The sequence below is a fragment of the Streptomyces parvus genome (assembly GCF_032121415.1).
Taxonomy (GTDB): domain Bacteria; phylum Actinomycetota; class Actinomycetes; order Streptomycetales; family Streptomycetaceae; genus Streptomyces; species Streptomyces globisporus_A.
Genome location: NZ_CP135078.1, coordinates 155,812 through 180,150, shown reverse-complemented (window position 1 = coordinate 180,150; position 24,339 = coordinate 155,812). Strand labels below are relative to the sequence as shown.

18 protein-coding genes are annotated in these 24,339 nt (G+C 70.3%); 13 read left to right on the top strand and 5 right to left on the bottom strand.

The genetic code is table 11. The annotated features are described in order from the left end of the window. Nucleotides 1–182: 182 nt before the first annotated feature. From RNL97_RS00770 to RNL97_RS00740, 7 genes are all read left to right on the top strand, one after another. Complete coding sequence (locus RNL97_RS00770; protein WP_030592589.1) at nucleotides 183–1,538, top strand: FAD-dependent oxidoreductase; 1,356 nt, start codon at nucleotides 183–185, stop codon at nucleotides 1,536–1,538. 43 nt (nucleotides 1,539–1,581) lie between these two features. Then, nucleotides 1,582–2,961 (top strand): nucleotide disphospho-sugar-binding domain-containing protein, encoded by a 1,380-nt coding sequence (locus tag RNL97_RS00765; protein ID WP_030592590.1) that lies wholly within the window; start codon nucleotides 1,582–1,584, stop codon nucleotides 2,959–2,961. Further along, entirely contained in the window at nucleotides 2,958–3,956 is a 999-nt protein-coding gene (rfbB, locus tag RNL97_RS00760; RefSeq protein ID WP_030592593.1) for a dTDP-glucose 4,6-dehydratase, read from the top strand. The genes RNL97_RS00765 and rfbB overlap by 4 nt, the downstream gene beginning before the upstream one ends. A 44-nt stretch (nucleotides 3,957–4,000) precedes the next feature. Further along, nucleotides 4,001–5,554, top strand: coding sequence for an MFS transporter (locus RNL97_RS00755; protein WP_030592595.1), 1,554 nt, complete (start codon nucleotides 4,001–4,003; stop codon nucleotides 5,552–5,554). An 82-nt stretch (nucleotides 5,555–5,636) separates the two neighbouring features. Next, entirely contained in the window at nucleotides 5,637–6,947 is a 1,311-nt protein-coding gene (locus RNL97_RS00750; RefSeq protein ID WP_030592598.1) for a phenylacetate--CoA ligase family protein, read from the top strand. Further along, complete coding sequence (locus RNL97_RS00745; RefSeq protein ID WP_030592601.1) at nucleotides 6,916–7,125, top strand: DUF6052 family protein; 210 nt, start codon at nucleotides 6,916–6,918, stop codon at nucleotides 7,123–7,125. The genes RNL97_RS00750 and RNL97_RS00745 overlap by 32 nt, the downstream gene beginning before the upstream one ends. A 41-nt stretch (nucleotides 7,126–7,166) precedes the next feature. Further along, complete coding sequence (locus tag RNL97_RS00740; RefSeq protein WP_158709177.1) at nucleotides 7,167–8,750, top strand: 4-hydroxyphenylacetate 3-hydroxylase family protein; 1,584 nt, start codon at nucleotides 7,167–7,169, stop codon at nucleotides 8,748–8,750. Between the two features lie 66 nt (nucleotides 8,751–8,816). Here the strand turns inward: RNL97_RS00740 and RNL97_RS00735 are convergent, their stop codons facing one another. Both RNL97_RS00735 and RNL97_RS00730 read right to left on the bottom strand, forming a co-directional pair. Next, a complete protein-coding gene (locus RNL97_RS00735; protein WP_030592607.1) occupies nucleotides 8,817–9,653 on the bottom strand; it encodes an alpha/beta fold hydrolase in 837 nt (278 codons plus the stop codon). Between the two features lie 219 nt (nucleotides 9,654–9,872). Continuing rightward, on the bottom strand, nucleotides 9,873–10,295 hold the full coding sequence (locus RNL97_RS00730; RefSeq protein WP_030592609.1) for an SgcJ/EcaC family oxidoreductase: 423 nt from the start codon (nucleotides 10,293–10,295) through the stop codon (nucleotides 9,873–9,875). A 226-nt stretch (nucleotides 10,296–10,521) separates the two neighbouring features. Between RNL97_RS00730 and RNL97_RS00725 the strand changes: the two genes are divergently transcribed. The 3 genes from RNL97_RS00725 (at nucleotide 10,522) to RNL97_RS00715 (ending at nucleotide 13,623) form a co-directional block, all read left to right on the top strand. Next, nucleotides 10,522–11,847, top strand: coding sequence for an MFS transporter (locus RNL97_RS00725; RefSeq protein WP_313750225.1), 1,326 nt, complete (start codon nucleotides 10,522–10,524; stop codon nucleotides 11,845–11,847). 67 nt (nucleotides 11,848–11,914) lie between these two features. Continuing rightward, a complete protein-coding gene (locus tag RNL97_RS00720) occupies nucleotides 11,915–13,297 on the top strand; it encodes a condensation domain-containing protein (protein WP_313750224.1) in 1,383 nt (460 codons plus the stop codon). A gap of 44 nt (nucleotides 13,298–13,341) precedes the next feature. Then, complete coding sequence (locus tag RNL97_RS00715; protein ID WP_030592619.1) at nucleotides 13,342–13,623, top strand: phosphopantetheine-binding protein; 282 nt, start codon at nucleotides 13,342–13,344, stop codon at nucleotides 13,621–13,623. Between the two features lie 102 nt (nucleotides 13,624–13,725). Here the strand turns inward: RNL97_RS00715 and cmdF are convergent, their stop codons facing one another. Beyond that, a complete protein-coding gene (gene cmdF, locus RNL97_RS00710) occupies nucleotides 13,726–15,339 on the bottom strand; it encodes a tyrosine 2,3-aminomutase (protein ID WP_030592622.1) in 1,614 nt (537 codons plus the stop codon). A 71-nt stretch (nucleotides 15,340–15,410) separates the two neighbouring features. Then, nucleotides 15,411–18,047, bottom strand: coding sequence for an AMP-binding protein (locus tag RNL97_RS00705; protein ID WP_313750223.1), 2,637 nt, complete (start codon nucleotides 18,045–18,047; stop codon nucleotides 15,411–15,413). Between the two features lie 216 nt (nucleotides 18,048–18,263). On the opposite strand from RNL97_RS00705, the gene RNL97_RS00700 reads away from it, so the two are divergent. From RNL97_RS00700 to RNL97_RS00690, 3 genes are all read left to right on the top strand, one after another. Continuing rightward, complete coding sequence (locus tag RNL97_RS00700; RefSeq protein WP_243316619.1) at nucleotides 18,264–20,372, top strand: MMPL family transporter; 2,109 nt, start codon at nucleotides 18,264–18,266, stop codon at nucleotides 20,370–20,372. 153 nt (nucleotides 20,373–20,525) lie between these two features. Next, complete coding sequence (locus RNL97_RS00695; RefSeq protein WP_030592633.1) at nucleotides 20,526–21,527, top strand: methyltransferase; 1,002 nt, start codon at nucleotides 20,526–20,528, stop codon at nucleotides 21,525–21,527. A gap of 57 nt (nucleotides 21,528–21,584) precedes the next feature. Next, nucleotides 21,585–22,841, top strand: coding sequence for a cytochrome P450 (locus RNL97_RS00690; RefSeq protein WP_243316618.1), 1,257 nt, complete (start codon nucleotides 21,585–21,587; stop codon nucleotides 22,839–22,841). A 66-nt stretch (nucleotides 22,842–22,907) separates the two neighbouring features. Here the strand turns inward: RNL97_RS00690 and RNL97_RS00685 are convergent, their stop codons facing one another. Then, nucleotides 22,908–24,089, bottom strand: a complete 1,182-nt coding sequence (locus tag RNL97_RS00685; RefSeq protein ID WP_030592639.1) for an acyl-CoA dehydrogenase family protein — start codon at nucleotides 24,087–24,089, stop codon at nucleotides 22,908–22,910. Between the last annotated feature and the right edge of the window lie 250 nt (nucleotides 24,090–24,339).

Below are 24,339 nucleotides of genomic sequence, written 5' to 3'. Positions count from 1 at the left end.
AGTCTAGATGCGGCGGCACGGCGGACAGGGGTGTGCGGCTCCCGGCCGCTCCAGCTCAGCACACCGGGAGATGCAGGTCGGTGACGCGCGACGTGACGATGCAACGGTCCGAGGCCCGGTTGCCCGGACGACGGCCCACAGGAGCCATCGGAGCCATCGGAGCCAACGGAGGCGGACCGCAGATGACCAAGCACGCCCGTGACCGCGCGGTAGTCCTCGGCGCAGGGATGGCGGGGCTGCTCGCCGCGCGCGTCCTGTCCGAGACATATCAGGAAGTGCTGGTGATCGACCGGGACCGGTTGGGTGGCATGGAGCAGCGCCGCGGTGTCCCGCACGGACGCCACGCCCATGCGCTGCTGGCCAAGGGGCAGCAGATCCTCAACGAGCTCTTCCCCGGTCTCGACACCGAACTCACCTCCGCCGGAATCCCCGCCGGGGACATCGCCGGGAACCTGCGGTGGTACTTCAACGGCCGCCGGCTCCAGCCCTTCCACACCGGGCTGGTCAGCGTCTCGGCGACGCGGCCCGAACTGGAGTCCCACGTGCGCGCGCGGGTCGCCGCGCTGCCGCAGGTGACGATCATGGACGGGTGCGTCATCCGCGGTCTGACCGCCTCGGCCGACCGCAGCCGCGTCACCGGTGTCGAGGTGGTGGACGAGTCGGGTACGGACACCCCTGCACGCCTGGAGGCCGACCTCGTCGTCGACGTCACGGGACGCGGCTCGCGAACTCCCGCCTGGCTGGAGGAGTTCGGATACGAGCGGCCCGCGGAGGACCGTTTCAAGATCGATCTGGCCTACACCACGCGCCACTTCAAGCTCAAGGAAGACCCGTACGGCACGGACCTGTCGATCAACCCGGTGGCATCGCCGAGCAACCCGCGCGGCGCGTTCTTCCCCCGGCTCGCCGACGGCAGCTCCCAGCTCTCCCTCACCGGAATCCTCGGCGACCACCCGCCCACCGACGACGAGGGCTTCCTGGCGTTCGCCAAATCGCTTGCCGCGCCGGAGATCTACCGGGCCGTCCGTGAAGCCGAACCCCTGGACGAACCGGTCACCTTCCGCTTCCCCGCGAGCGTCCGCCGCCGTTACGAAAGGCTGCGCCGTTTCCCCGGCGGGTTCCTCGTCATGGGCGACGGTGTGTGCAGCTTCAATCCCGTCTACGGCCAGGGCATGACGGTCGCCGCGCTGGAGGCCGTGGCGCTGCGGGACCACCTGCGTGACGCCCCGGTCCCGGACGCCCTGCGCTTCTTCCGGCGGATCTCCACGGTCATCGACGTCCCGTGGGACATCGCTGCCGGAGCGGATCTGAACTTCCCCGGGGTGGAGGGCCCCCGGACCATGAAGGTGAAGGTGGCCAACGCCTACATGGCCCGCCTGCACGCGGCGGCTGCCGTCGACGGTGCGGTCACCGGGGCGTTCTTCCGCGTAGCTGGACTAGTGGACCCCCCGCAGGCCCTGTTGCGGCCGTCCCTCGCCCTGCGGGTCATGCGGAACTCCTCGGCGAAGCCGTCGGCTCCTTCGGGCGCGGCCGCATGACCGCGCGGGCCGTCCGGGGCGGTTGCCGGAGGCTGGAGCCGACATGCGGGTGATGATCACGGTGTTCCCGGCACGGGCGCACTTCCTGCCCCTGGTGCCCTATGCCTGGGCTCTGCAGAGCGCGGGCCACGAGGTGTGCGTCGTGGCGCCCCCGGGCTACCCCACCGGTGTGGCCGACCCCGACTTCCACGAGGCCGTCACCGCGGCCGGCCTGAAGTCGGTGACCTGCGGACAGCCGCAGCCGCTGGCGGTCCACGACCGGGACGACCCCGGCTACGCGGCGATGCTGCCGACCGCGGCGGAGTCGGAGAGCTTCGTGCGCGCGCTCGGGATCAGCGAGACGGAGCGCCCCACCTGGGACGTCTTCTACCATTTCACCTTGCTGGCGATCCGCGACTACCACCCGCCGCGGCCGCGGCAGGACGTGGACCAGCTGATCGAGTTCGCCCGGGTCTGGCAGCCCGATCTGGTGCTGTGGGACGCCTGGTTCCCCTCCGGCGCGGTCGCGGCGCGGGTCACCGGCGCGGCGCACGCGCGGGTGCTCGTCGCCCCCGACTACACCGGCTGGGTCACCGAGCGGTTCGCCGCCGTGGGGCCGCCGGCAGTGGCCAACCCCCTGGCCGAGACAATGCGGCCGCTGGCCGAGCGGTACGGCGTGGAGGTCGACGACGATCTCCTGCTCGGGCAGTGGACGGTCAATCCGTTCCCGGCGCCCATGAACCCGCCGACCCGGCTCACGAACGTCCCGGTGCGCTACGTGCCCTACACCGGTGCCAGCGTCATGCCCACGTGGTTGTACGCGCGGCCGTCGCGGCCGCGGGTGGCGCTGTCGCTCGGGGTATCGGCGCGGGCGTTCCTCAAGGGGGACTGGGGGCGTACCGCCAAACTGCTGGAAGCGGTCGCGGAGCTGGACATCGAGGTGATCGCCACGCTCAACGACAACCAACTCGCGGAGAGCGGGCCGTTGCCGGACAACGTCCACACCCTCGACTACGTACCGCTCGACCAGTTGCTGCCGACCTGCTCGGCCGTCATCCACCACGGATCGACGGGCACCTTCGCCGCGGCGAGCGCGGCTGGGCTGCCCCAGGTGGTCTGCGACACCGACGAGCCCCTCCTGCTCTTCGGCGAGGACACCCCCGGCGGTATCGCGTGGGACTTCACCTGTCAGAAACAGCTCACCGCGACGCTCACCTCGCGCGTCGTGACCGACTACGGGGCGGGGGTGCGCATCGACCACCAGAAGCAGTCCGCCGGACAGATCCGCGAACAACTACGCAGGGTGCTCACCGAACCGTCCTTCCGTGAAGGCGCGCGGAGAATCCGGGAAGACCGGAATTCTGCCCCTAGCCCAGTCGAACTCGTGCCGCTCCTGGTAGAACTGACGAAGCGTCATCGCCGTGACGAGGAGGCGGACCGATGAGGATACTGGTGACGGGCGGGGCCGGTTTCATCGGCTCGCAGTTCGTACGTGCCACCTTGCGGGGCGAGCTGCCGGGTTCCGAGGACGCCCGGGTGACAGTCCTGGACAAGCTGACGTACTCCGGCAACCCGGCCAACCTCACCCCCGTCGCGGCCCATCCGCGGTACACCTTCGTCCAGGGCGACACGGTCGACCCGCGCGTGGTCGACGAGGTGGTGGCCGGCCACGACGTCATCGTTCATTTCGCGGCGGAGTCGCACGTGGACCGTTCGATCGACACCGCCACCCGGTTCGTCACGACCAACGTGCTCGGCACCCAGACGCTGCTGGAGGCGGCTCTGCGGCACGGGGTCGGCCGGTTCGTCCACGTGTCGACCGACGAGGTCTACGGTTCGATCGCCTCCGGTTCCTGGACCGAGGACACCCCGCTCGCCCCCAATGTCCCCTATGCGGCGTCGAAGGCGGGCTCGGACCTGATGGCGCTGGCCTGGCACCGCACCCGGGGCCTGGACGTCGTCGTCACCCGGTGCACCAACAACTACGGTCCCTTCCAGTACCCCGAGAAGGTGATCCCGCTCTTCGTCACCAACATCCTCGACGGCATGCGGGTGCCCCTGTACGGGGACGGCGCCCACCGCCGGGACTGGCTGCACGTGTCCGACCACTGCCGGGCGATCCAGATGGTCATGAACTCAGGGCGGGCCGGAGAGGTCTACCACATCGGGGGCGGCACGGAACTCTCCAACGAGGAGCTCACCGGCCTGCTGCTCACGGCGTGCGGCGCCGGCTGGTCCTGCGTGGACCGGGTGGCCGACCGGCAGGGGCACGACCGCCGCTACTCGCTCGACATCACCAAGATCCAACAGGAGCTGGGCTACGAGCCCCTGGTCGCCTTCGAGGACGGCTTGGCCGCGACGGTGAAGTGGTACCACGAGAACCGCTCGTGGTGGCAGCCGCTGAAGGATGCGGCCGGCCTCCTGGACGCCGTCGGCTGACGGCACTCACCGCTCGGCACACCCCCAGGAAAGGAGCCACCTCCGTGACAGCCGTCAAGGAGCCGACACCCCGCGCCGGACGGCGGGAGTGGATCGCTCTCGCCGTCCTCTCCCTGCCCACGATGCTGTTGATGCTGGACATCAACGTCCTCATGCTGGCCTTGCCGCAATTGAGCGAGGACCTCGGCGCGAGCAGTACGCAACAGCTGTGGATCACCGACGTCTACGGATTCGCGATCGCCGGTTTCCTGGTGACCATGGGCACCCTCGGCGACCGGATCGGCCGCCGCAGGCTGCTGCTCGCCGGTGCGACCGTGTTCGCGGTCGTGTCCGCCGTCGCCGCGTTCTCCGACAGCGCGGCGATGCTCGTCGTCAGCCGCGCCGTGCTCGGCGTCGCCGGGGCCACGGTGATGCCCTCGACGCTCGCGCTCATCAGCAACATGTTCCAGGACCCCAAGGAGCGGGGCACCGCCATCGCCATGTGGGCGAGCGCGATGATGGCCGGGGTCGCCATCGGGCCCGCGGTCGGCGGCCTGGTCCTTGCCGCCTTCTGGTGGGGATCGGTGTTCCTCATCGCCGTGCCGGTAATGCTGCTGGTGGTGGTCACCGGCCCCGTGCTGCTGACCGAGTCCCGCGACCCGGACGCCGGACGGCTGGACCTGCTGAGCGCGGTGCTCTCCCTCGCGACCGTGCTGCCGGTGATCTACGGTCTGAAGGAGCTCGCCCGGAGCGGGTGGGAACCGCTCGCAGCCGGCGCGGTGGTGCTCGGCGTGATCTTCGGCGCGCTGTTCGTCCAGCGCCAGCGGCGGCTGGCCGACCCCATGCTGGACCTCGGCCTCTTCGCCGACCGCACCCTGCGTGCGGGGCTGACGGTCAGTCTGGTCAACGCCGTCATCATGGGCGGAACCGGGCTCATGGTCGCCCTGTACCTCCAGACGATCGCCGGTCACTCCCCGCTGGCGGCCGGGCTGTGGCTGCTGATCCCCGCCTGCGTGCTCCTCGTGGGCGTGCAGCTGTCGAACCTGCTGTCCCAGCGGATGCCCCCTTCCCGGGTGCTGCTGGGCGGCCTGCTGATCGCGGCCGTCGGGCAGCTCCTGATCACCCAGGTCGACAGCGACGACACCGTCCTCCTCATCACGGCCACCACCCTGATCTACTTCGGCGCCTCCCCGGTGGGGCCGATCACCACGGACGCGATCATGGGAGCCGCTCCTCCGGAGAAGGCGGGCGCCGCCTCGTCTCTGTCCGCCACCGGCGGCGAGTTCGGAGTCGCGCTCGGCATCGCGGGCCTGGGCAGTCTGGGCACCGTCGTCTACAGCGCCCGGGTCGAGGTGCCGGACGAGGCCGGGCCCGCCGCGCAGGAGAGCATCGCCGGGGCCCTGCACGCGGCCGGACAGCTCGCACCGGACAGCGCCGACGCCCTGCTGGACTCCGCGCGCACGGCCTTCACCAGCGGCGTGCAGTCCGTCGCAGCCGTCTGCGCCGTCTTCTCCCTCGCGCTGGCCGTCCTCATCGGCACCCGGCTGCGGGACATCTCCGCGATGGACCACGGGCACGGCGAGGAGTCGGCCGAGAACGACGCCCAACCGGCCACATGAGCGCACTTCCGGAGATGCAACAGCCGCCGTCGAGGTATGAGGATCACCTTCCGGGGTGCACATGCACGGCAACGGAGGCGTAGTGGAGTACTGGAACAGCACGGCGGAGACCATGCCCCGCCAGGAACTAGAACAGTGGAAGTGGCGCAGGCTCCAGGCCGCCATGGATCACGCCAGAAGGCTCTCCCCCTTCTGGCGAGAACGCCTCCCCGAGCACATCACCTCCATGGAGGACTACGCGGCGCGGGTGCCCCTCCTGCGCAAGGCCGATCTCCTTGCCGCGGAAGCCACGTCCCCCCCTTACGGCACCTGGCCCTCACTGGATCCGGCGCTCGGAGTGCGCCACCACCAGACCAGCGGCACCAGCGGCAACCCCCCCATCCGGACGTTCGACACCGAACGCGACTGGGCCTGGTGTGTGGACACGTTCTGCACGGCGCTGCACAGCATGGGCGTGCGCCCGCACCACAAGGGCCTGGTGGCGTTCGGCTACGGGCTGTTCGCCGGTTTCTGGGGCATGCACTACGGCCTCGAGCGCATGGGCGCCACGGTCATCCCGGCCGGCGGTCTCGACTCCCGCTCCCGGGTACGGCTGCTGGTCGACTACCAGATCGAGGTGCTCGGCCTCACACCGAGCTATGCGATGCGGCTGATCGAGACGGCCAGCGAGATGGGCATCGACCTCGCCCGCGAGGCGAACGTCCAGATCATCCTGGCCGGGGCGGAGCCGCGCTCAGCGTTCACCACCCGCACCATCGAGGAGGCTTTCGGCGCCCGGGTCTTCAACGCCGCGGGCACCACCGAGTTCGGGGGGGTGTTCATGTTCGAGTGCACCGCCCGGCGCGAGGCCTGCCACATCATCGAGCCTTCATGCATCGAGGAGGTGCTCGACCCGGTGACGGAGCAGCCCGTCGGCTACGGCGAGGAAGGCGTCCGAGTCACCACCGGGCTGAACCGTGAGGGGATGCAGCTCTTCCGGCACTGGACCGAGGACGTCGTGATCAAGCGGCCCTACACCGAGTGCGGCTGCGGCCGGACGTGGGATTTCTACGACGGTGGCATCCTGCGGCGCGTGGACGACATGCGCAAGATACGCGGGGTCTCGATCACCCCGGTGATGATCGAGGACGTGCTGCGCGGCTTCGACGAGGTGAACGAGTTCCACTCGTCCATCAGGACCGTCCGCGGACTCGACACGATCCACGTCAAAGTCGAGGCGGGAGACATCTCGGGCGAGGCAGCCGAGAGACTGTGCGGCCGCATCACCGAGGAGTTCAAGCGCGAGATAGGCATACGGCCCCAGGTGGAGCTGACCCCTGCGGGCAGCCTCCCCCGATCGAAGTGGAAGGCGGCACGACTTCATGACGAGCGCGAACTCGCCCCTCAAGCCTGAGCAGGTGGAGCAGCTCCTGGAGAACTACCGGAGCCTGGGCCTGCTGGAGCGGAGCTGCACGGTCCCGGCCGTGCTCGCCGCGGTCAGGGCAGCCCGTGCGGAACTTCGCATCGCCCTGGACGGACAGGCTGTGGAGTTCGACTACTACCGGGGGCACGACGACAGTCTCGTGGCCTGAACCCACCCCCCGGTCCGCCGGGTCAGACGAAAGGGAGACCGGTGTCCCACGGTGCAGAGCGCGAGGCGAGCCCGGCCGAGGAGAGTCCCGGTACCCGGCCGCTGACCGGCGAGGAGTACCTGGAGAGTCTGCGGGACGCGCGGGAGGTGTACCTCGACGGCAGCCGCGTCAAGGACGTCACCGCGCATCCCGCGTTCCACAACCCGGCCCGGATGACGGCCCGGCTGTACGACAGCCTTCACGACCCCGACCAGAAGGCGGTCCTGACGGCGCGCACCGACGCCGGTGACGGGTTCACCCACCGCTTCTTCACCGCACCGCGCAGCGTCGACGACCTGGTCAAGGACCAGGCTGCCATAGCCTCCTGGGCACGCAAGAGTTATGGCTGGATGGGGCGCAGCCCCGACTACAAGGCATCGTTCCTCGGCACGCTGGGGGCCAACGCCGACTTCTACGAGCCCTTCGCGGACAACGCCCGGCGCTGGTACCGGGAGTCGCAGGAGAAGGTGCTGTACTGGAACCACGCCTTCCTTCACCCGCCGGTGGACCGGTCACTGCCGGCCGACGAGGTGGGCGACGTCTTCATCCACGTCGAGCGGGAGACCGACGCGGGCCTGGTGGTGAGCGGGGCCAAGGTCGTCGCGACCGGATCGGCCCTCACGCACGCGGCGTTCATCTCGCACTGGGGGCTCCCCATCAAGGACCGGAAGTTCGCCCTGGTGGCCACCGTGCCGATGGACGCGGACGGCCTCAAGGTGATCTGCCGTCCCTCCTACTCCGCGGGCGCGGCGACGACGGGCAGCCCGTTCGACAATCCGCTGTCCTCACGGCTGGACGAGAACGATGCCATCCTCGTGCTCGACCAGGTGCTGATCCCCTGGGAGAACGTGTTCGTCTACGGCAACCTGGGCAAGGTGCACCTCCTCGCCGGGCAGTCCGGGATGATCGAGCGCGCCACCTTCCACGGATGCACCCGGCTCGCCGTGAAGCTGGAGTTCATCGCCGGGCTGCTGGCCAAGGCGCTGGATATCACCGGGGCGAAGGACTTCCGCGGCGTGCAGACCCGCCTGGGAGAGGTCCTGGCCTGGCGCAACCTCTTCTGGTCGCTGTCGGACGCGGCGGCCCGCAACCCCGTCCCCTGGAAGAACGGCACGCTCCTGCCCAACCCCCAGGCGGGCATGGCCTACCGCTGGTTCATGCAGATCGGCTACCCGCGGGTTCTGGAGATCATCCAGCAGGACGTGGCCAGCGGGCTGATGTACGTCAACTCCTCCACGGAGGACTTCCGCAACCCCGAGACCGGCCCCTACTTGGAGAAGTATCTCCGGGGCAGCAACGGCGCCGGCGCCGTCGAGCGAGTCAAGGTGATGAAGCTGCTGTGGGACGCGGTGGGATCCGACTTCGGCGGCCGGCACGAACTCTACGAGCGGAACTACTCCGGAAACCACGAGAACACCCGGATCGAATTGCTGCTGTCGCAGACGGCGAGCGGCAGACTGGACTCCTACAAGGACTTCGCCCAGGCTTGCATGGATGAGTACGACCTGGACGGTTGGACCGCTCCCGACCTGGAGTCGTTTCAGGAGATGCGTTCCGCCTCCCGCGACCTTCTCGGAGGGCGGTAGCTTTCCCTACGTACTGCGGCCCCCGGACGCGATGTCCGGGGGCCGCAGTACGTAGGGAGAGCAGGCTCAGCCGCGCAGGAACTCGATGAGCTCGGGGGCGAGCTTCTTGGGCGCCATGGCGACGGCGCCGTGGTTGAGCCCGTTCAGGGTGCGGTGGCTCGCATCGGGGAGTACCCCGGTGAGTTCCTTCGCGGCACGCTGGAATCCGTCGGGGCTCTTGGAACCGGTCAGCACCAGGGTCGGGGCCGACGCCGCCGACCACGGCTCGGCGGGGAGCGGCTTGCCCTGCTGGGTGTCGCCCATCACCGCGATGTCGTAGGGAAGTGTGTTGGCCAGACCCTTGAGATTGGACCAGACACCGGGCATCAGGCGCATGGCGCCGACCATGAAGGAGGGCATGCCCTGCGCCTTGACCATGAAGGCCTTGACCGCGTCGCTGCGTCGGTCCTCCGCCAGAAGGGTGTCGATCTGACTGCCGAAGCCGGCGGGCGGGCCGAAGCCGTCCGAGGTGACGGAGAACGGCGGCTCGTAGACCGCGAGCTTGTTCACCTTGAGGCCGGCGGCGGCGGCTCGCAGGGCGAGCACCGCGCCGGACGAGCTGCCGAACAGGGAGGCCGAACCGCCGACGTGGTCGATCAGTGCCGCGATGTCCTCGATCTCGCGCTCGACCGCGTACGCCGAGCCGTCGCTGCTGGCCCCGCGGCCCCGGCGGTCGTAGTTGACGACCGTGAAGTGCTCGGCGAGGAGACCGGCGAGCCTCTTTGCGTCGGAGCGGTCGGCCAAGGCGGAGGCCACCAGGATCACCGCCGGCCCCTCGCCCGACTTGTCGAAGGCGATCGTGGTGCCGTCGGCCGATACCGTCGTTGATTCCACCTTGGCTGCTTTCTCACGGGTTGAAGACATAGCTTCCCTCAGATCACATTGTGGGGCGTGCTGCCGACAGTGCAGACCGGCGTCCGGCGGAAAAGTAATCGGTCCTGCCGGAATTGAGGGGTCCGGAGGGCACGCCGCCGCTGCACGGCGGCGTGCCCAGACCTTCCGGACATTGTCGTGCCCTCAGGTGTGTTTCGCATCTTCAGGAATGCTCAGTGCTTCGTGTCGCGAAAAGGGACGGTGGTCCGGTCAGGCGTTGCCGCGGGGGCTGTTCTGGTAAGCGGCCAGACGCCACTGCCCGTCCTGTTCGACGGCCAGCCAGGAAGCCCGGACGGCGCCGTCGCCGCTCGCCTCGGTCTCCCCCGGGGCCAGGATGCCGCCCTCGGTGATCAGCAGGGCGACCCCGTCGCCGAGCAGGCGCGCGTCGATGGGGCTGCCGATGACACGCGTGCCCTTGTAGGGGCCCGCGAACGCGGCCGCCATGTGGGTGCGGATGTTCTCGCGGCCCTTGCGGTAGAGGCCGGGGAGGATCATCGTCCCGTCCTCGGCGAAGACGTCGGCGAACCGGTCGGCGTCGTGGTCGGCCCACGCGGCGACGATGCGCGCGGGCAGAGCGGCTACCGCGGCCAGGGCGGCGTTGGGAGCGGAGGTGGTCGAGTCGGTGCTGGTCATATCTCGGTTCCCGTCCGTTGGATGGCGGTTTCGGCACGGCCCGCAGCCCTGCCCGAGCCCGACGCTGGCAGGCGGCCCGGTCATCGGGCATCTCCTGCGTTGCGCCCCACGCCAGTCGCTTCACGGCCAGAACAAGTCGCGCATTCTGGAAGAAGCTGAGGCCCGCGACCCGGTGCGACTATCTGCGGTGTCAAGGACTTCGCACACGTTTACGCACGGAGGCTCGATGCCCGCTGTCAATGGATCGGTGCAGTCAGGTCAGTCGCACCGGCGCTCCGTCGTGGCGACAGTGGTGGGCAACTTCGTGGAGTCGTTCGACTGGCTCGCCTACGGGCTCTTCGCTCCTCTCTTCGCGGCTCAGTTCTTCCCCTCGTCCAACCAGTTCACCTCCTTGCTCGGCGCGTTCGCGGTCTTCGGGACGGGCATGCTGTTCCGGCCGATCGGCGGGATCCTGCTGGGCCGCCTCGCCGACCGGCGCGGCCGCCGGCCCGCCCTGATGCTGGCGATCGGATTGATGACCGGCGGCTCGACCCTGATCGCCGTCGTCCCCACCTACGAGCACATCGGGGTCATCGCCCCGCTGCTTCTGCTGCTCGCCCGGCTCGCCCAGGGAGTCTCCTCGGGCGGGGAATGGACAGCGGCGGCCACCTACCTGATGGAGATCGCGCCGAAGAACCGCCGGTGCCTCTACAGCAGCCTCTTCTCCGTGACGACCATGGCGGGCCCCTTCGTCGCCTCGCTGCTGGGCGCGGGCCTCGGAGTGTGGCTGGGCACGGCGACGATGGAGGCATGGGGCTGGCGGGTGCCGTTCCTCCTCGGCGGTGTCTTCGGCGTGATCCTGCTGTTCCTGCGCCGTCGGCTCTCCGAGACCGAGGTCTTCCGCCGCGAGGTGCGCCCCCGGGCCCGGCGCGGCTCACTGAGCCAGCTGATAGGTGCTCACCGCCGTCAGGTGCTGCTGGCCGTGATGTTCGTGGCCGGCCTGGGGGTCATCGGAGGAACGTGGTCGACCGCGGTCCCGGCGATGGGTCACCGCCTGATCGGCTCGCAGACGATGTTCTGGGTGGTGGTCTGCGTGACCGGCTCTGTCATCCTGCTGCAGGTACCCATTGGGCTGCTCGCCGACCGGGTGGAACCGGGCAGGTTTCTGATTGTCTCCAGCGTCGTCTTCGCCGCTGTGGGCTCGTACGCCTACCTCACCGTCCAGGACTCCTTCGCGAGCCTGGCGTTCACGTACAGCACCGGAGTGATCTTCCTCGGCTGCGTCACCATGGTGCTGCCCAAGATGCTCTCCAGAATCTTTCCTCCGCAGATTCGCGGCCTGGGCATCGGACTGCCGCACGCCTCGACCACCGCGCTTCTCGGCGGGGCGGGGCCGCTGCTGGCCGCCTACTCCGACGAACGGGGCGCCTCGGGTTGGTTCATCGCCGCCGTGATGGCCGCGGTCCTGCTGGCCTGGCCGGCCACCCTGTGGGAGCGACGGCTGTTCCGTGCCAGGCCGGCCCCGGAAGGCGGCCCGGTGCCGGAACCCGCCGTCGCCCGCCCCGTCGGGTGACCGTCCGCTGTTCCGCACTCCGTCCGGCACCGAGCGCCGGCGACGTTCCCGATGAGAGGTTGACACCATGACGACGTCCGACACCACCGACCGGTCCCAGGACGGTACGGCGCCGCCGCTCTCCTTCCACCAGGAGTTCCTGTGCATGTTCGACAGGGGGAACGACGGTGCCGATGTGGGCCCGTTCGGCCCCATGTACCACATCGTCGGAGCCTGGCGGCTGACCGGTGGGATCGACGAGGAGACCTTGCGCGAGGCGCTGGGCGACGTCGTCGTGCGTCACGAGGCCCTGCGTACCTCGCTGGTTCGCGAGGGCGGCACGCACCGTCCGGAGATCCTGCCCGCGGGGCCCGCCGCGCTGGAGGTGCGCGACCTCGGCGGCGTCGACGAGTCGGAGCGGGTGCGGCGCGGTGAGGAACTGCTCAACGAGGTGGAGTCGACCGGCTTGAGCGTGCGGGAGCTGCCCCTGCTGCGCGCCGTGCTCGGACGCTTCGACCAGAAGGATTCGGTGCTGGTCCTCATCGCCCACCACACGGCGGCGGATGCCTGGGCGATGCACGTCATCGCCCGCGACCTGCTCAACCTGTACGCCGCGAGGCGCGGCAACCCGGTCCCCCCGCTGCCCGAGCCGACCCAGCACGCGGAGTTCGCCCGCTGGGAGCGCGAGGCGGCCGAGGCGCCGCGGGTCGCGGTCTCGAAGGAATTCTGGCGCGAGCGCCTCCAAGGCGCGCGGATCATCGGGCTCGAGACGGACATGCCGCGCTCGGCGGGGCTGCCCAAGGGCACCGCGTGGCAGCGCTTCGCCGTACGCGGGGAGCTGGCCGACGCCGTGGTGGAGTTCTCACGGGCGGCCAAGTGCTCCCCGTTCATGACCATGTTCGCCGCCTACCAGGTGCTGCTGCACCGCAGGACGGGTGAGCTGGACATCACCGTGCCGACCTTCTCCGGGGGGCGTAACAACTCGCGGTTCGAGGACACCGTGGGGTCCTTCATCAACTTCCTGCCGCTGCGTACCGACCTCTCCGGGTGCGCTTCCTTCCGCGACGTCGTGCTGCGCACCCGCGCCACCTGCGGAGAGGCGTTCACCCACGAGCTGCCGTTCTCCCGGCTGATCCCGGAAGTGCCGGAGCTGATGGCGTCGGCGGCCTCCGACAACCACCAGATCTCGGTCTTCCAGGCGGTGCACGCGCCCGCGGCCGACGGGCCCGAGCAGGCCGGGGACCTGACGTACTCGAAGATCTGGGAGCGGCAGCTGTCGCAGTCGGAGGGATCCGATATCCCCGACGGGGTGCTGTGGTCCATCCACATCGACCCCTCGGGCTCCATGGCCGGCAGCCTCGGGTACAACACCAACCGCTTCAAGGACGAGACGATGGCGGCTTTCCTGGCCGACTACCTCGACCTGTTGGAGAAGTCGGTGGCCCGGCCGGACGCCCCCTTCACCTCCTGACACAGCTGCGGCGGCGGCGAACCCGCCCGAAGAAAGGAAAGCCAGTGTCCACCGTTTCCGACACAACGGCCGGATCCTCCCTGGAGGAGAAGGTCACCCGGATCTGGACGGGTGTTCTCGGCACGTCCGGTGAGGAAGGCGCGACATTCATCGAGCTCGGGGGGCAGTCGGTCTCGGCCGTGCGCATCGCCACGCGTATCCAGGAGGAGCTGGACATCTGGGTCGACATCGGCGTCCTCTTCGACGACCCGGATCTGCCGACCTTCATCGCGGCGGTCGTCCGGACGGCCGAGGCCGCGGGGAGCGAAGGCTCCGGGGCGGGGTGAGACGCGCCGGGCGCCGTCTCCCCGCGGCGCCCGGTATCACATGGCTGAGGCGGTTCACCCGGTACCGGGTGAACCGCCTCAGCCATGTGATACCGGGCGTGGTCAGCGCAGCTTGAGGTCCGTCTCCCGGGTGATTGCCCGGAGGAACTCGCCGCGGGACAGCGCGTCGGCCACCAGCTCGATGTCGTCGGCCATGTAGCGGTCGACGCCCAGCGTCGGAACCAGCTCGCGCACCGCTTCGTACGTGGCCTTCGCCGCCGGGCTCAAGCCGTCGAACCGGCCGGAGATGTCGACCGCCTGGGCGGCGGCCAGGTACTCCACCGCGAGGATCTTGTTGTTGTTCGACAGGACCCGGCGGGCGTTGCGGGCCGAGATCAGGCCCATGCTCACCACGTCCTGGTTGTCCCCGTTGGACGGGACGCTCTGGGTGCTGGCCGGGCCGATCGTCCGGTTCTCGGCGACCAGCGCTGTGGCCGGGTACTGGGCGCCGGCGAATCCGCTGTGCAGCCCCGGGTCCCCGGAGACGAGGAACTCCGGGAGACCGTAGCTGAGGTGCCGGTTGAGGACCCGGTTGATCTGTCGCTCGGCCAGGACGCCGAGCTGGGTGAGCGCGATGGTCACGAAGTCCATCGCGAACGCGATCGGCTGACCGTGGAAGTTCGCCCCGTGGAAGATCTCCTTGCCCTCGAAGAAGAGCGGGTTGTCGTTGGCCGAGTTGAGCTCGATGCGCAGCTTGTGCCGCGCGTGGTACAAGGTGTCGCGCACGGCCCCGACGACCTGCGGGATGGCCCGCAGCGAGTAGGCCTTCTGCAGGTAGATCTCGGAGCGCTGGACGTCTTTGCCGGCCTCCTTGTCCTTCTGCAGCTCACGGCGCAGGTCGGCGTGCTCGACCGTCAGTTGGCTGCCCCGCATCAGGGCCCGCATGTTGGCCGCGGTGTCGATCTGGCCCTCGTGCGGCCGGGCTATGTCGTGCCCCTCCGCGAGGAAGGGGCTGGTCGATCCGCGTACCGCCTCGATGAGCAGTGCCGTGACGATCTCGGCCTGCTGGGCCTGTTCCAGGGCGCGTCCGACGACCAGGGAGCCCAGACCGGTCATGCCGGAGGTGCCGTTGATCAGTGCGAGGCCCTCCTTGAAGCGCAGTTCGAGCGGCTCGATGCCGCGCTCGGCCAGCACCTGGGCGGTCTCCACCGGCCGTCCGTCGCGCAGGACGTAGCCCTCTCCGATGAGGGTGCTCGCGACGTGGGAGAGGGGGGCCAGGTCGCCGCTCGCCCCCAGCGACCCGATCTCGGGTATGGCCGGGGTGATGCCCTCGTTCAGGTACTGCGCGAGGCGTTCGAGGATGATGGGGCGCACTGCGGAGTAGCCCTTGGCCAGGGTGTTCAGCCGGGCGGCGACGATCGCCCGCGCCTCGTCCTCGGCGAACAGCGGACCGACTCCCGCGCTGTGGCTACGGACGAGATTGGTCTGCAGCTCAACTTCCCTCGACTTGTCGACCTGCATGTAGATCATCTCGCCGTACCCGGTGGTCACCCCGTAGATGGGGATGTTCTGTTCGGCGATCCCCTCGAAGATCTCCCGGCTCTTCCGGGCCTTCGCGATGGATTCGGCCGGTACGTCGACCGCCGCGCGTTCCTCCGCGACGCGGCGTACGGCTTCGACGGTCAGGGTCTCGCCGTCGATGGAAACCGGGACGATCTCGGTCTCGACTTGAGTCAATGCCATCACTCCATGGGTAGCGGCCGAGGCCGGTGTACGACAGGTCAGGGGATGGGGTCGTGGGGCGCGGCTCAGTGGGTGAGCCGGGAGCGGTCCACCTTCCCCGCAGCGTTGCGCGGCAGGCGTGAGGTCAGGCGGGTGAAGACGGCGGGCAGCGCGAGGGGGCCGAACTGGCCGCGCAGATGGGAACGCCAGGCCCGGACGTCCGCACGCACGTCCCCCTGGCCGCCCTTTCGTGGCACCACGTACACGGCGAGGCGGGTCACCAGGCCCTGGGCGTTGACGTGGGGGAGGACCGCGCACTCCAGGACCGAGGGGTCACGGTTCAGCGCGGCCTCGATCTCGGTGAGTTCCACGCGGTTCCCGAACAGTTTGACCTGGAAGTCCCTGCGGCCCCGGAATTCCAGGGCGCCGTCGAACCGCGTCCGCGCAAGATCTCCGGTCCGGTACCACCGGTCACCGTCGGGGGCGAAGCCGGCGAGGGGCGCGAACAGCGCGCTGTGGTCCGGGCCGCCCTCGACGGCGAGGTACCCCGGTGTCACGTACGGAGAGCGGACCACCAGTTCGCCGGTGACGCCGGCGGGGCTCGGCCGGTCGTGCTCGTCAACGACGAGTACCTGGCGGCCGGGGAGGGGGTGCCCGATCGGGACCGGGCCCGTGACCGGCCCGGTGATCTCGTGCCAGGTCGCGGCGATCGTCTCGGTGGGCCCGTAGAGATTGATCAGGCGGGTTCGGGGCAGGGCCGCGCGCAGTCCGTCCACGAGTTCGCCGGGCAGCGCCTCCCCCATCAGGAGCAGGTGGCTCAGGTTGTCGGGCCGCCGGGCGGGATCGGAGCCGGTGATCACTCCCAGGAGGTCCCGGGCGAAGCTGGGCACGGTCTGGAGATGGGTGATCCCCTCCTGGACGAGCCACGGCACCAGCTTGTCGGGGTTCACCCTGACGCGCTCCGGCACCGGACACAGCGTCCCGCCGGCCAGGAGCGTCGCGAAGACCTCGGCCAGCGCCGGGTCGTGTTCCGGGGAGACCCACTGTGCCACCCGCGCGCCCGGCCCCATCGCGAACCGTTCGCCCATCCAGCCCGCGAACTGGGTCAGCGCGGCGTGCGACTGGAGGATCCCCTTGGGCCGCCCCGTCGAGCCGGATGTGAACGCCACGTAGGCCAGGTCCGCCGGGCTCGGCCGGGCCCCGGCAGTGGCAGTGGCGCCGGCAGTGGCGGAGGGCGGGCCGAGCACCCGGGAGACGTCCAGCAGGCGGGCGCCCGGTTCACCGGCGTACCAGAGCGCCAACGGGTCCTCCTGCGGACCGCCGTCGAGCACCATGCACGCCGGGCGCAGATCGCGGAGCATCGACCGGTGTCGTTCGCCCCCGCCGCCCGGGGCGAACCATGCCAGGTGGGCGCCCGCTTCCAGGACTCCCAGCAGCACCGCGATCCGGTGGGCACCCGGCTGCATCCGCACCGCCACCGGCGAGCCGTGCCCCGCGCCGGACGCGAGGAGGGCCGAGGCGACCCGGGCCGCGTCCGAGGCCAGTTCGGCGTAGCCCGTCCGCACGTCGCCGAACGAGACGGCGACACCGTCGTGTTCGGCGTGGTGGCGTACTGAGACGTGCACCGGCCGCGTCACGTGTCTGTCGGGCACCCGGCGGTCAGAAGCGCGCAGGGCACGGTCCCGGTGGCGGTCGTCCTCCAGCGGCAGCCCGCCCACGGACGTGTCCGGATCAGCGGTCGCGGCGCTCAGGAGGGCGGCCAGTTGCTCCAGCAACCGACGGGCCGATGCTGGCTCGAACAGGGCGTCGCGGTACTCCAGGAAACCGGTGACACAGGGCGCGGTGTCCTGCAGCACCAGGGTCAGGTCGGCGGCGGCCGTGCCGTTGTGCACGGAAAGCCGCCGAACCTCGGCGCCCGGTATCCGCAGGCCCTGTCGGCCCTCGTGGACGAACACGGCGTCGGCCCCCTCGATCCGGCACGGCCCCGACGCCGGGTCCGGCGTCGTGCGCAGCAGCTCCCGGAAGGCGGTGGTCAGCGTCCCGTCGTCCTGTCCGGCATAGCGGTGGACCAGGGCCTGGAATCCGGCCAGCACCACGGCCGCGGGGGTGACCCGTTCCGCTTCGGCGAGCCGGGCCGTACGGAAGCCGAGGTCCGGACTCCAGTCGAAGGCGACGGTGCTTCCCGCGTGCGGGGGCAGGTGCGGACGGTTCCGGTCGGCGGGCAGGACCGGCCCGGAGGCGGTCGCCGGGGGGTCCTCGCGCCCAGGTGCACGGGGCGCCCGCAGAGGAGGCCGAGCGGGGGGCCGTCCTCCGGTGGTGACGGTGCGGTACGCGTCGGAAAGATCGGCCGGCAGGGCCCCGGACGGTCCTTCCCAGGCTCCGGAGTGGGAGGCCACCAGGAGAAGCAGGTGTGCGCGCGGACCGCTGCGGGCGATGTGGAGCCGTGCGGGGGCGTCACCTTCGGCGAAGGGACGGGCCGCCCAGCGGGCGCAGAGTTCCTCGTCCCCGCACTCCTCGCCGGCGGCCGGTCCGTCCACGAGAGCCCCGTCCCCGGCCACCGCCCGCCAGGCCGTTCGCAGGGCGTCCAGGTCGAGTCCGCCGCTCACGTGGTAGGCCGCGTAGCGGTGCAACGCCGCAGATCCGGAGGCCGGCAGGAGCCCCCGGTCCGGATCGGTCACAGTCACGTCATTCGCCACGACGCCCATCTTGGGGCGGCGGCGCACGGGACGCTTCTCCTTGTGTGCGGAGCTCCGCGTACCGCGCCGGAGGGCCCGGCCAAACCTTGTTCGACCAACTGCGCAATCTGGAAGTTGACGTTGCCCAGGTGGAGTTGGGAACGATGGAGGCCCCCGCCGGCCGCGTCGGAACGGCCGTGCAGTGCGGCCTTCCCGGCACTCCCGGCCATCGCGGAATCCGAGACGTGTCCGAAGGAGCCCCCCTTGCAAGCCTGGTTCAAGCGCACCAGTGGTGTGCCCGGTGACAGACGTGGAAAGTGGCTGGTCCTGGCCGCCTGGCTCATTGTCGCGATGGCACTGGGCCCCCTCGCGGGGAAGCTCGCCGACGTCCAGGACTCCAGTGCCAACGCCTTCCTTCCGCGCAGCTCGGAGTCCGCGAAGCTGAACAAGGAACTGGAGAAGTTCCGTGCCGACGAGCTGATGCCGGCCGTGGTGGTCTACAGTGCCGACGGCTCGCTGCCCGCCGAGGGGCGGGCCAAGGCCGAGAAGGACATAGCCGCCTTCCAGGAACTGGCCGCCGAGGGCGAGAAGGTCGACGCGCCGCTGGAGTCGGAGGACGGCCGAGCGCTCATGGTCGTCGTTCCGCTGATCAGCGACGCCGACATCGTCGCCACGACGAAGAAGGTCCGCGATGTCGCGGACGCCAACGCCCCCCCGGGCGTCGCCATCGAGGTGGGCGGGCCCGCCGGGTCGACGACCGACGCCGCCGGCGCTTTCGAGTCCCTCGACTCCATGCTGATGATGGTCACCGGTCTCGTGGTCGCCATCCTGCTGCTGATCACCTACCGCTCCCCCATCCTGTGGCTGCTGCCCCTGCTCTCCGTCGGCTTCGCCTCCGTGCTGACCCAGGTCGGCACCTACATGCTTGCCAAGTACGCCGGGCTGCCGGTCGACCCGCAGAGCTCCGGCGTCCTGATGGTCCTCGTGTTCGGTGTCGGCACCGACTACGCCCTGCTGCTCATCGCCCGCTACCGTGAGGAGCTGCGCCGCGAGCAGGACCGGCACGTCGCCATGAAGACTGCGCTGCGACGGTCGGGCCCGGCCATCCTGGCCTCGGCCGGCACCATCGCCATCGGCCTCGTCTGCCTGGTCCTCGCGGACGTCAACTCCTCCCGCTCCATGGGCCTGGTCGGTGCGATCGGCGTGGTCTGCGCCTTCCTCGCCATGGTCACGATCCTGCCCGCACTGCTGGTCATCCTGGGCCGCTGGGTGTTCTGGCCCTTCGTGCCCCGCTGGACAGCGGAGTCGGCCGCGGCCGCCGAGGCCCCGGCGTCCCACAGCCGCTGGGAGCGCATCGGTTCCGTCACGGCCGCCCGGCCGCGCCGAGCCTGGGTGCTGTCGTTGGCCGCGACGGGGCTTCTCGCCCTCAGCTCCCTCGGGCTCGACATGGGACTCACCCAGAGCGAACTGCTCCAGACGAAGCCCGAGTCCGTCGTAGCTCAGGAGCGGATCTCCGCCCACTACCCGTCCGGCTCCTCCGACCCCGCCACCGTCGTCGCGCCCAGCGCGGACGTGGCCGAGGTCCGTCGGGCGGCCGAAGGGACCGAAGGAGTGGTGTCCGTCGAGGACGGCCCCACCACTCCCGACGGAGAGCTGACCCTGCTGTCCGTGGTGCTCAAGGACGTTCCCGACAGCAGCGGGGCCAAGGACACCATCGATGCCCTGCGGGACAACACGGACGCCCTGGTGGGCGGTACGACCGCCCAGAGCCTGGACACCCAGCGTGCCTCGGTCCGTGACCTGTGGGTCACCGTCCCCGCGGTCCTGCTCGTGGTCCTGCTCGTCCTGATCTGGCTGCTGCGCTCGGTCACCGGACCGCTGATCATGCTCGGCACCGTGGTCGTGTCGTTCTTCGCGGCCCTGGGAGCATCCAACCTGCTCTTCGAGTACGTGATGGGACACGCCGGCGTCGACTGGTCGGTTCCGCTCCTGGGGTTCGTGTACCTGGTCGCCCTCGGAATCGACTACAACATCTTCCTCATGCACCGTGTGAAGGAGGAAGTCGCTCTGCACGGCCATGCCAAGGGCGTGCTCACCGGCCTGACCACCACCGGGGGCGTCATCACCAGCGCCGGTGTGGTCCTGGCCGCCACGTTCGCCGTCATCGCCACGCTACCGCTGGTGCCGATGGCTCAGATGGGTGTCGTGGTCGGCCTGGGCATCCTGCTGGACACCTTCCTCGTCCGGACGATCCTCCTGCCGGCACTGGCGCTCGATCTGGGGCCCCGGTTCTGGTGGCCGGGCGCGCTGTCGAAGACGTCCGGGGGGCCGGCCCCCGTCCGTGAGGACCGCACGTCCCAGCCCGTGGGCTGAACCCCGGCCCGACGAGACCCGTACGGCGGGCGGCCGGTTCCCCCGGGCCGCCCGCCGTACGACTGAGCAACCCAGAAGATGGGACGCCCGAGACTTGGCGTCACGATGGTGGCCCACCGGCCGAAGGCCGATGTCCCGGAAGGAAGAGCCGTGTTGGGCGATGAGGACGGCAAGGCCGCCGAACTGTGGTCGATGGCGAACCTGGGTACTCCGATGGCCGTGCGCGTCGCAGCGACACTGCGCATCGCCGACCACATCACGGCAGGGGCGCACACCGCCGGCCAACTCGCCGCCGCGGCGGCCGTGCACGAGGACTCTCTCGACCGGCTCCTGCGCTACCTCACCGTCCGGGGCCTGCTGGACCGTGACGAACTCGGCCGGTACACGCTGACGCCCCTGGGCCGGCCGTTGTGCGCGGACCACCCCGCCGGCGTCCGGGCCTGGTTCGACATGGAGGGGGCGGGGCGGGGCGAGCTGTCGTTCGTCGACCTGCTGCACAGCGTTCGGACCGGGAAGGCAGCTTTCCCCCTGCGCTACGGCCGTTCCTTCTGGGAGGACCTGGCGGACGACCCCCGCCGCGCGGAATCCTTCAACCGGCTGCTCGGACAGGACGTCGCCACCCGCGCCCCGGCCGTGGTGGCCGGCTTCGACTGGGCGAGCACCGGTCATGTGATCGACCTCGGAGGCGGTGACGGATCCCTGTTGATCGCGCTGCTGACCGCCTTTCCGTCGCTGCGCGGCACGGTCCTGGACCTGCCCGATGCGGTGCAGCGTGCCAAGGAGTCGTTCGCGGCGTCCGGACTGGACGACCGGGCGAACGCGGTCTCGGGGAGCTTCTTCGATCCCCTTCCCGCCGGCGCGGGCGCCTATGTCCTGTCCCTGGTCCTGCACGACTGGGACGACGAGGCGTCCGTCGCGATCCTGCGACGCTGCGCCGAGGCGGCGGGGCGGACGGGGTCGGTGTTCGTGATCGAGTCGACCGGCTCGGCGGGTGACACCCCGCACACCGGCATGGACCTGCGCATGCTGTGCGTCTATGGAGCCAAGGAGCGCGGCGTCGACGAGTTCGAGGAGCTCGCCGGCCGGGCCGGGCTCCGGGTGGCCGCCGTCCACCCCGCAGGTCCTTCCGCGATCATCCAGATGTCCGTGGTCTGACCGGCGCGGGGCCCCGGCCGAACGCGACGCGGGTCACGGCAGACAAGGAGAGAGCATATGGCCGGCATGGTCATGTCGCCGATGGAGGCGCTCGACACGCTGGGCACGGTGCGCGGGCGTCAGGACCCCTACCCCCTCTACGAGGCGATCCGCGCACACGGACAGGCGGTCCCCGCGAAGCCCGGCCGCTTCGTGGTGGTCGGCCACGACGCGTGCGACCGGGCGCTGCGGGAACCTGCCCTGCGCGTACAGGATGCCAGGAGCTACGACGTCGTCTTCCCTTCGTGGCGGTCGCACTCCTCGGTCCGGGGGTTCACAAGCTCCATGCTCTACAGCAACCCGCCCGATCATGGCCGGTTGCGCCAAGTGGTGAGCTTCGCGTTCACCCCGCCCAAGGTGCGCCGGATGCATGGGGTGATCGAGGACATGACCGACCGGCTCCTCGACCGTATGGCGCGGCTCGGCTCCGACGGCTCCCCGGTCGACCTCATCGCCGAGTTCGCCGCCCGGCTGCCCGTCGCGGTGATCAGCGAGATGATCGGCTTCCCGGAGAAGGACCAGGTGTGGTTCCGCGACATGGCCTCCCGGGTCGCCGTGGCGACGGACGGCTTCACCGATCCCGCCGCGCTCACGGGGGCCGACACCGCCATGGACGAGATGAGCGCCTACTTCGACGACCTCCTGGAGCATCGCCGCCGCACCCCGGCCGACGACCTGGTCACCCTGCTCGCCGAGGCCCACGACGCCTCTCCCGGGCGCCTGGACCACGACGAACTGATGGGCACCATGATGGTGCTGCTCACGGCCGGATTCGAGACCACGAGCTTTCTGATCGGCCATGGGGTGATGATCGCCCTCGAACAGCGGGCGTACGCGGCCCGGCTGCGGGCCGAAGCGGACTTCGCCGATGGCTATGTCGAGGAGATCCTCCGGTTCGAGCCGCCGGTCCACGTCACCAGCCGGTGGGCTGCCGAGGACGTCGACCTGCTGGGCCTGCCCGTACCGGCGGGCTCCAAGCTGATCCTGATCCTGGCTGCCGCGAATCGCGATCCCGACCGCCACCCCGAGCCCGGCCGCTTCGACCCCGACCGCTACGCGTCCCGGCGGGGCGCATCGGAGGCGACCAGGCCGCTGAGCTTCGGCGCCGGCGGCCACTTCTGCCTGGGCGCTCCGCTGGCCCGCCTGGAGGCGCGGATCGCGCTGCCGCGGCTACTGCGCCGTTTCCCGGGGCTGGCCGTGTCCGAGCCGCCCGTCTACCGCGACCGCTGGGTCGTCCGCGGCCTCGAAACCTTCCCCGTGACCCTAGAGTCCTGAGTCCGGGCCCTGAGCACCCCGCCGGCCGGAACGCGGCGACCGCCCCGGCCGGCGGTGCGCCCCGTCTCAGACGTACAGGGTGTTGGGCCCCTGACCGCACAGCAGCCGGCCGTACAGCTCCAGGTTGGTGCTCGGGTTCATGAGCGCGTGCAGCGTGATGCTCTGGGCGTCGCGCTGCACGCGCTGGATCGGGACGTCGTTGTAGATGGAGGACCCGCCGCTCGCCTGCGCGAGGATGTCCACCGACTCCTTGCCCAGCCGGCAGGCCCGCCCGAGCAGGCCGCGGCACAGCACCCGCTCCTCCAGCGTCCAGGCCTCGCCCGAAGCCCCCTTGGAGTCGACCAGGTCGGCCAGCCGGTGGGCGTGGAACCGGGCCTCGTCGGCCAGCAGGGTCGCCTCGCCGAGTTGCAGGTGGGTGATCGGTGCCGCGCCCTGCTCCTCGTACTCGGTGTAGGTGATCTTCCGGCCGGGCAGCCTGCCGCGGAAGACGTCCTGGGCGGCCGCAGCCAGTCCCGTCATGGTGCCGACCGACGAGGCCGAGGCCACGGCCAGCATGGGCGCCCGGAACATCGGCGATCCGGCGTTGAGTTCGGAGGCGTACTGCTGCTGGAGCACCGCGCCCAGCGGAAGGACGCGCTCCTGGGGGACGAAGACGTCCGAGGCGATGGTGCTGACGCTTCCCGAGCCCCGAAGGCCCGAGGTGTGCCAGTCGTCGACGATCTGCAGCTGGTCCGTCGGCACCAGGGCCATCACGGGCTGCATGCCGCCGTCGGGGGTCGGCGAGACTGCGATCAGGACCTGCCAGTGACTGTGCCAGGCGCCGCTGATGAAGCCCCACTTGCCGTTCACCACGACGCCGCCGTCGGCCGGGGCCGCCATACCGCCGGGGCTGAGGGTGCCGGAGACCCTGACGTCCGGCCGGGAAAACACCTCGTCCTGCACGTGGTCCGGGAAGAGGCCCGCCATCCAGGTGGGTATCCACCACACCGACGCCGTCCACGCGGCCGATCCGTCGCCGCGCGCCAGTTCGGCTGCGACGTCCACCAGGGTGCGGGTGTCGGACTCGAAGCCGCCGTAGCGGGCCGGCACGCGCATGCGGAATATTCCGGCCGCGGCCATCGCTTCGACCGACTCCTCGTGCAGCCGCCGGTTCTCCTCGGTCCATGCCGCGTGGGACTGGAGCAACGGCCTCAGCTTCGAGGCCCGTTCCACCAGTTCGGTACGGGCGGGCGTAGGCGTCTGGTCCACTCGATCCTCCGGGAATCATGAGACGTCCTGTCCGCGGTATGCGGTAGCAGGCGTCTGCGCGCATCGGTCAGGACGGCGTCGCCCTGCTCCCGCATGGTTCACCGAGTCCTGCGCACGTCGCATCTCCTTGATTGCCGGTCACCTTCGCCGATGCCGGTCGCGCCCGTGCGACAGCGCATCCCACGAGAAGTCCACGACCGGTCCGAGGAGTGAGAATGTGCTTCTCGGCCGGAGCCACGGCCGGCGTCGG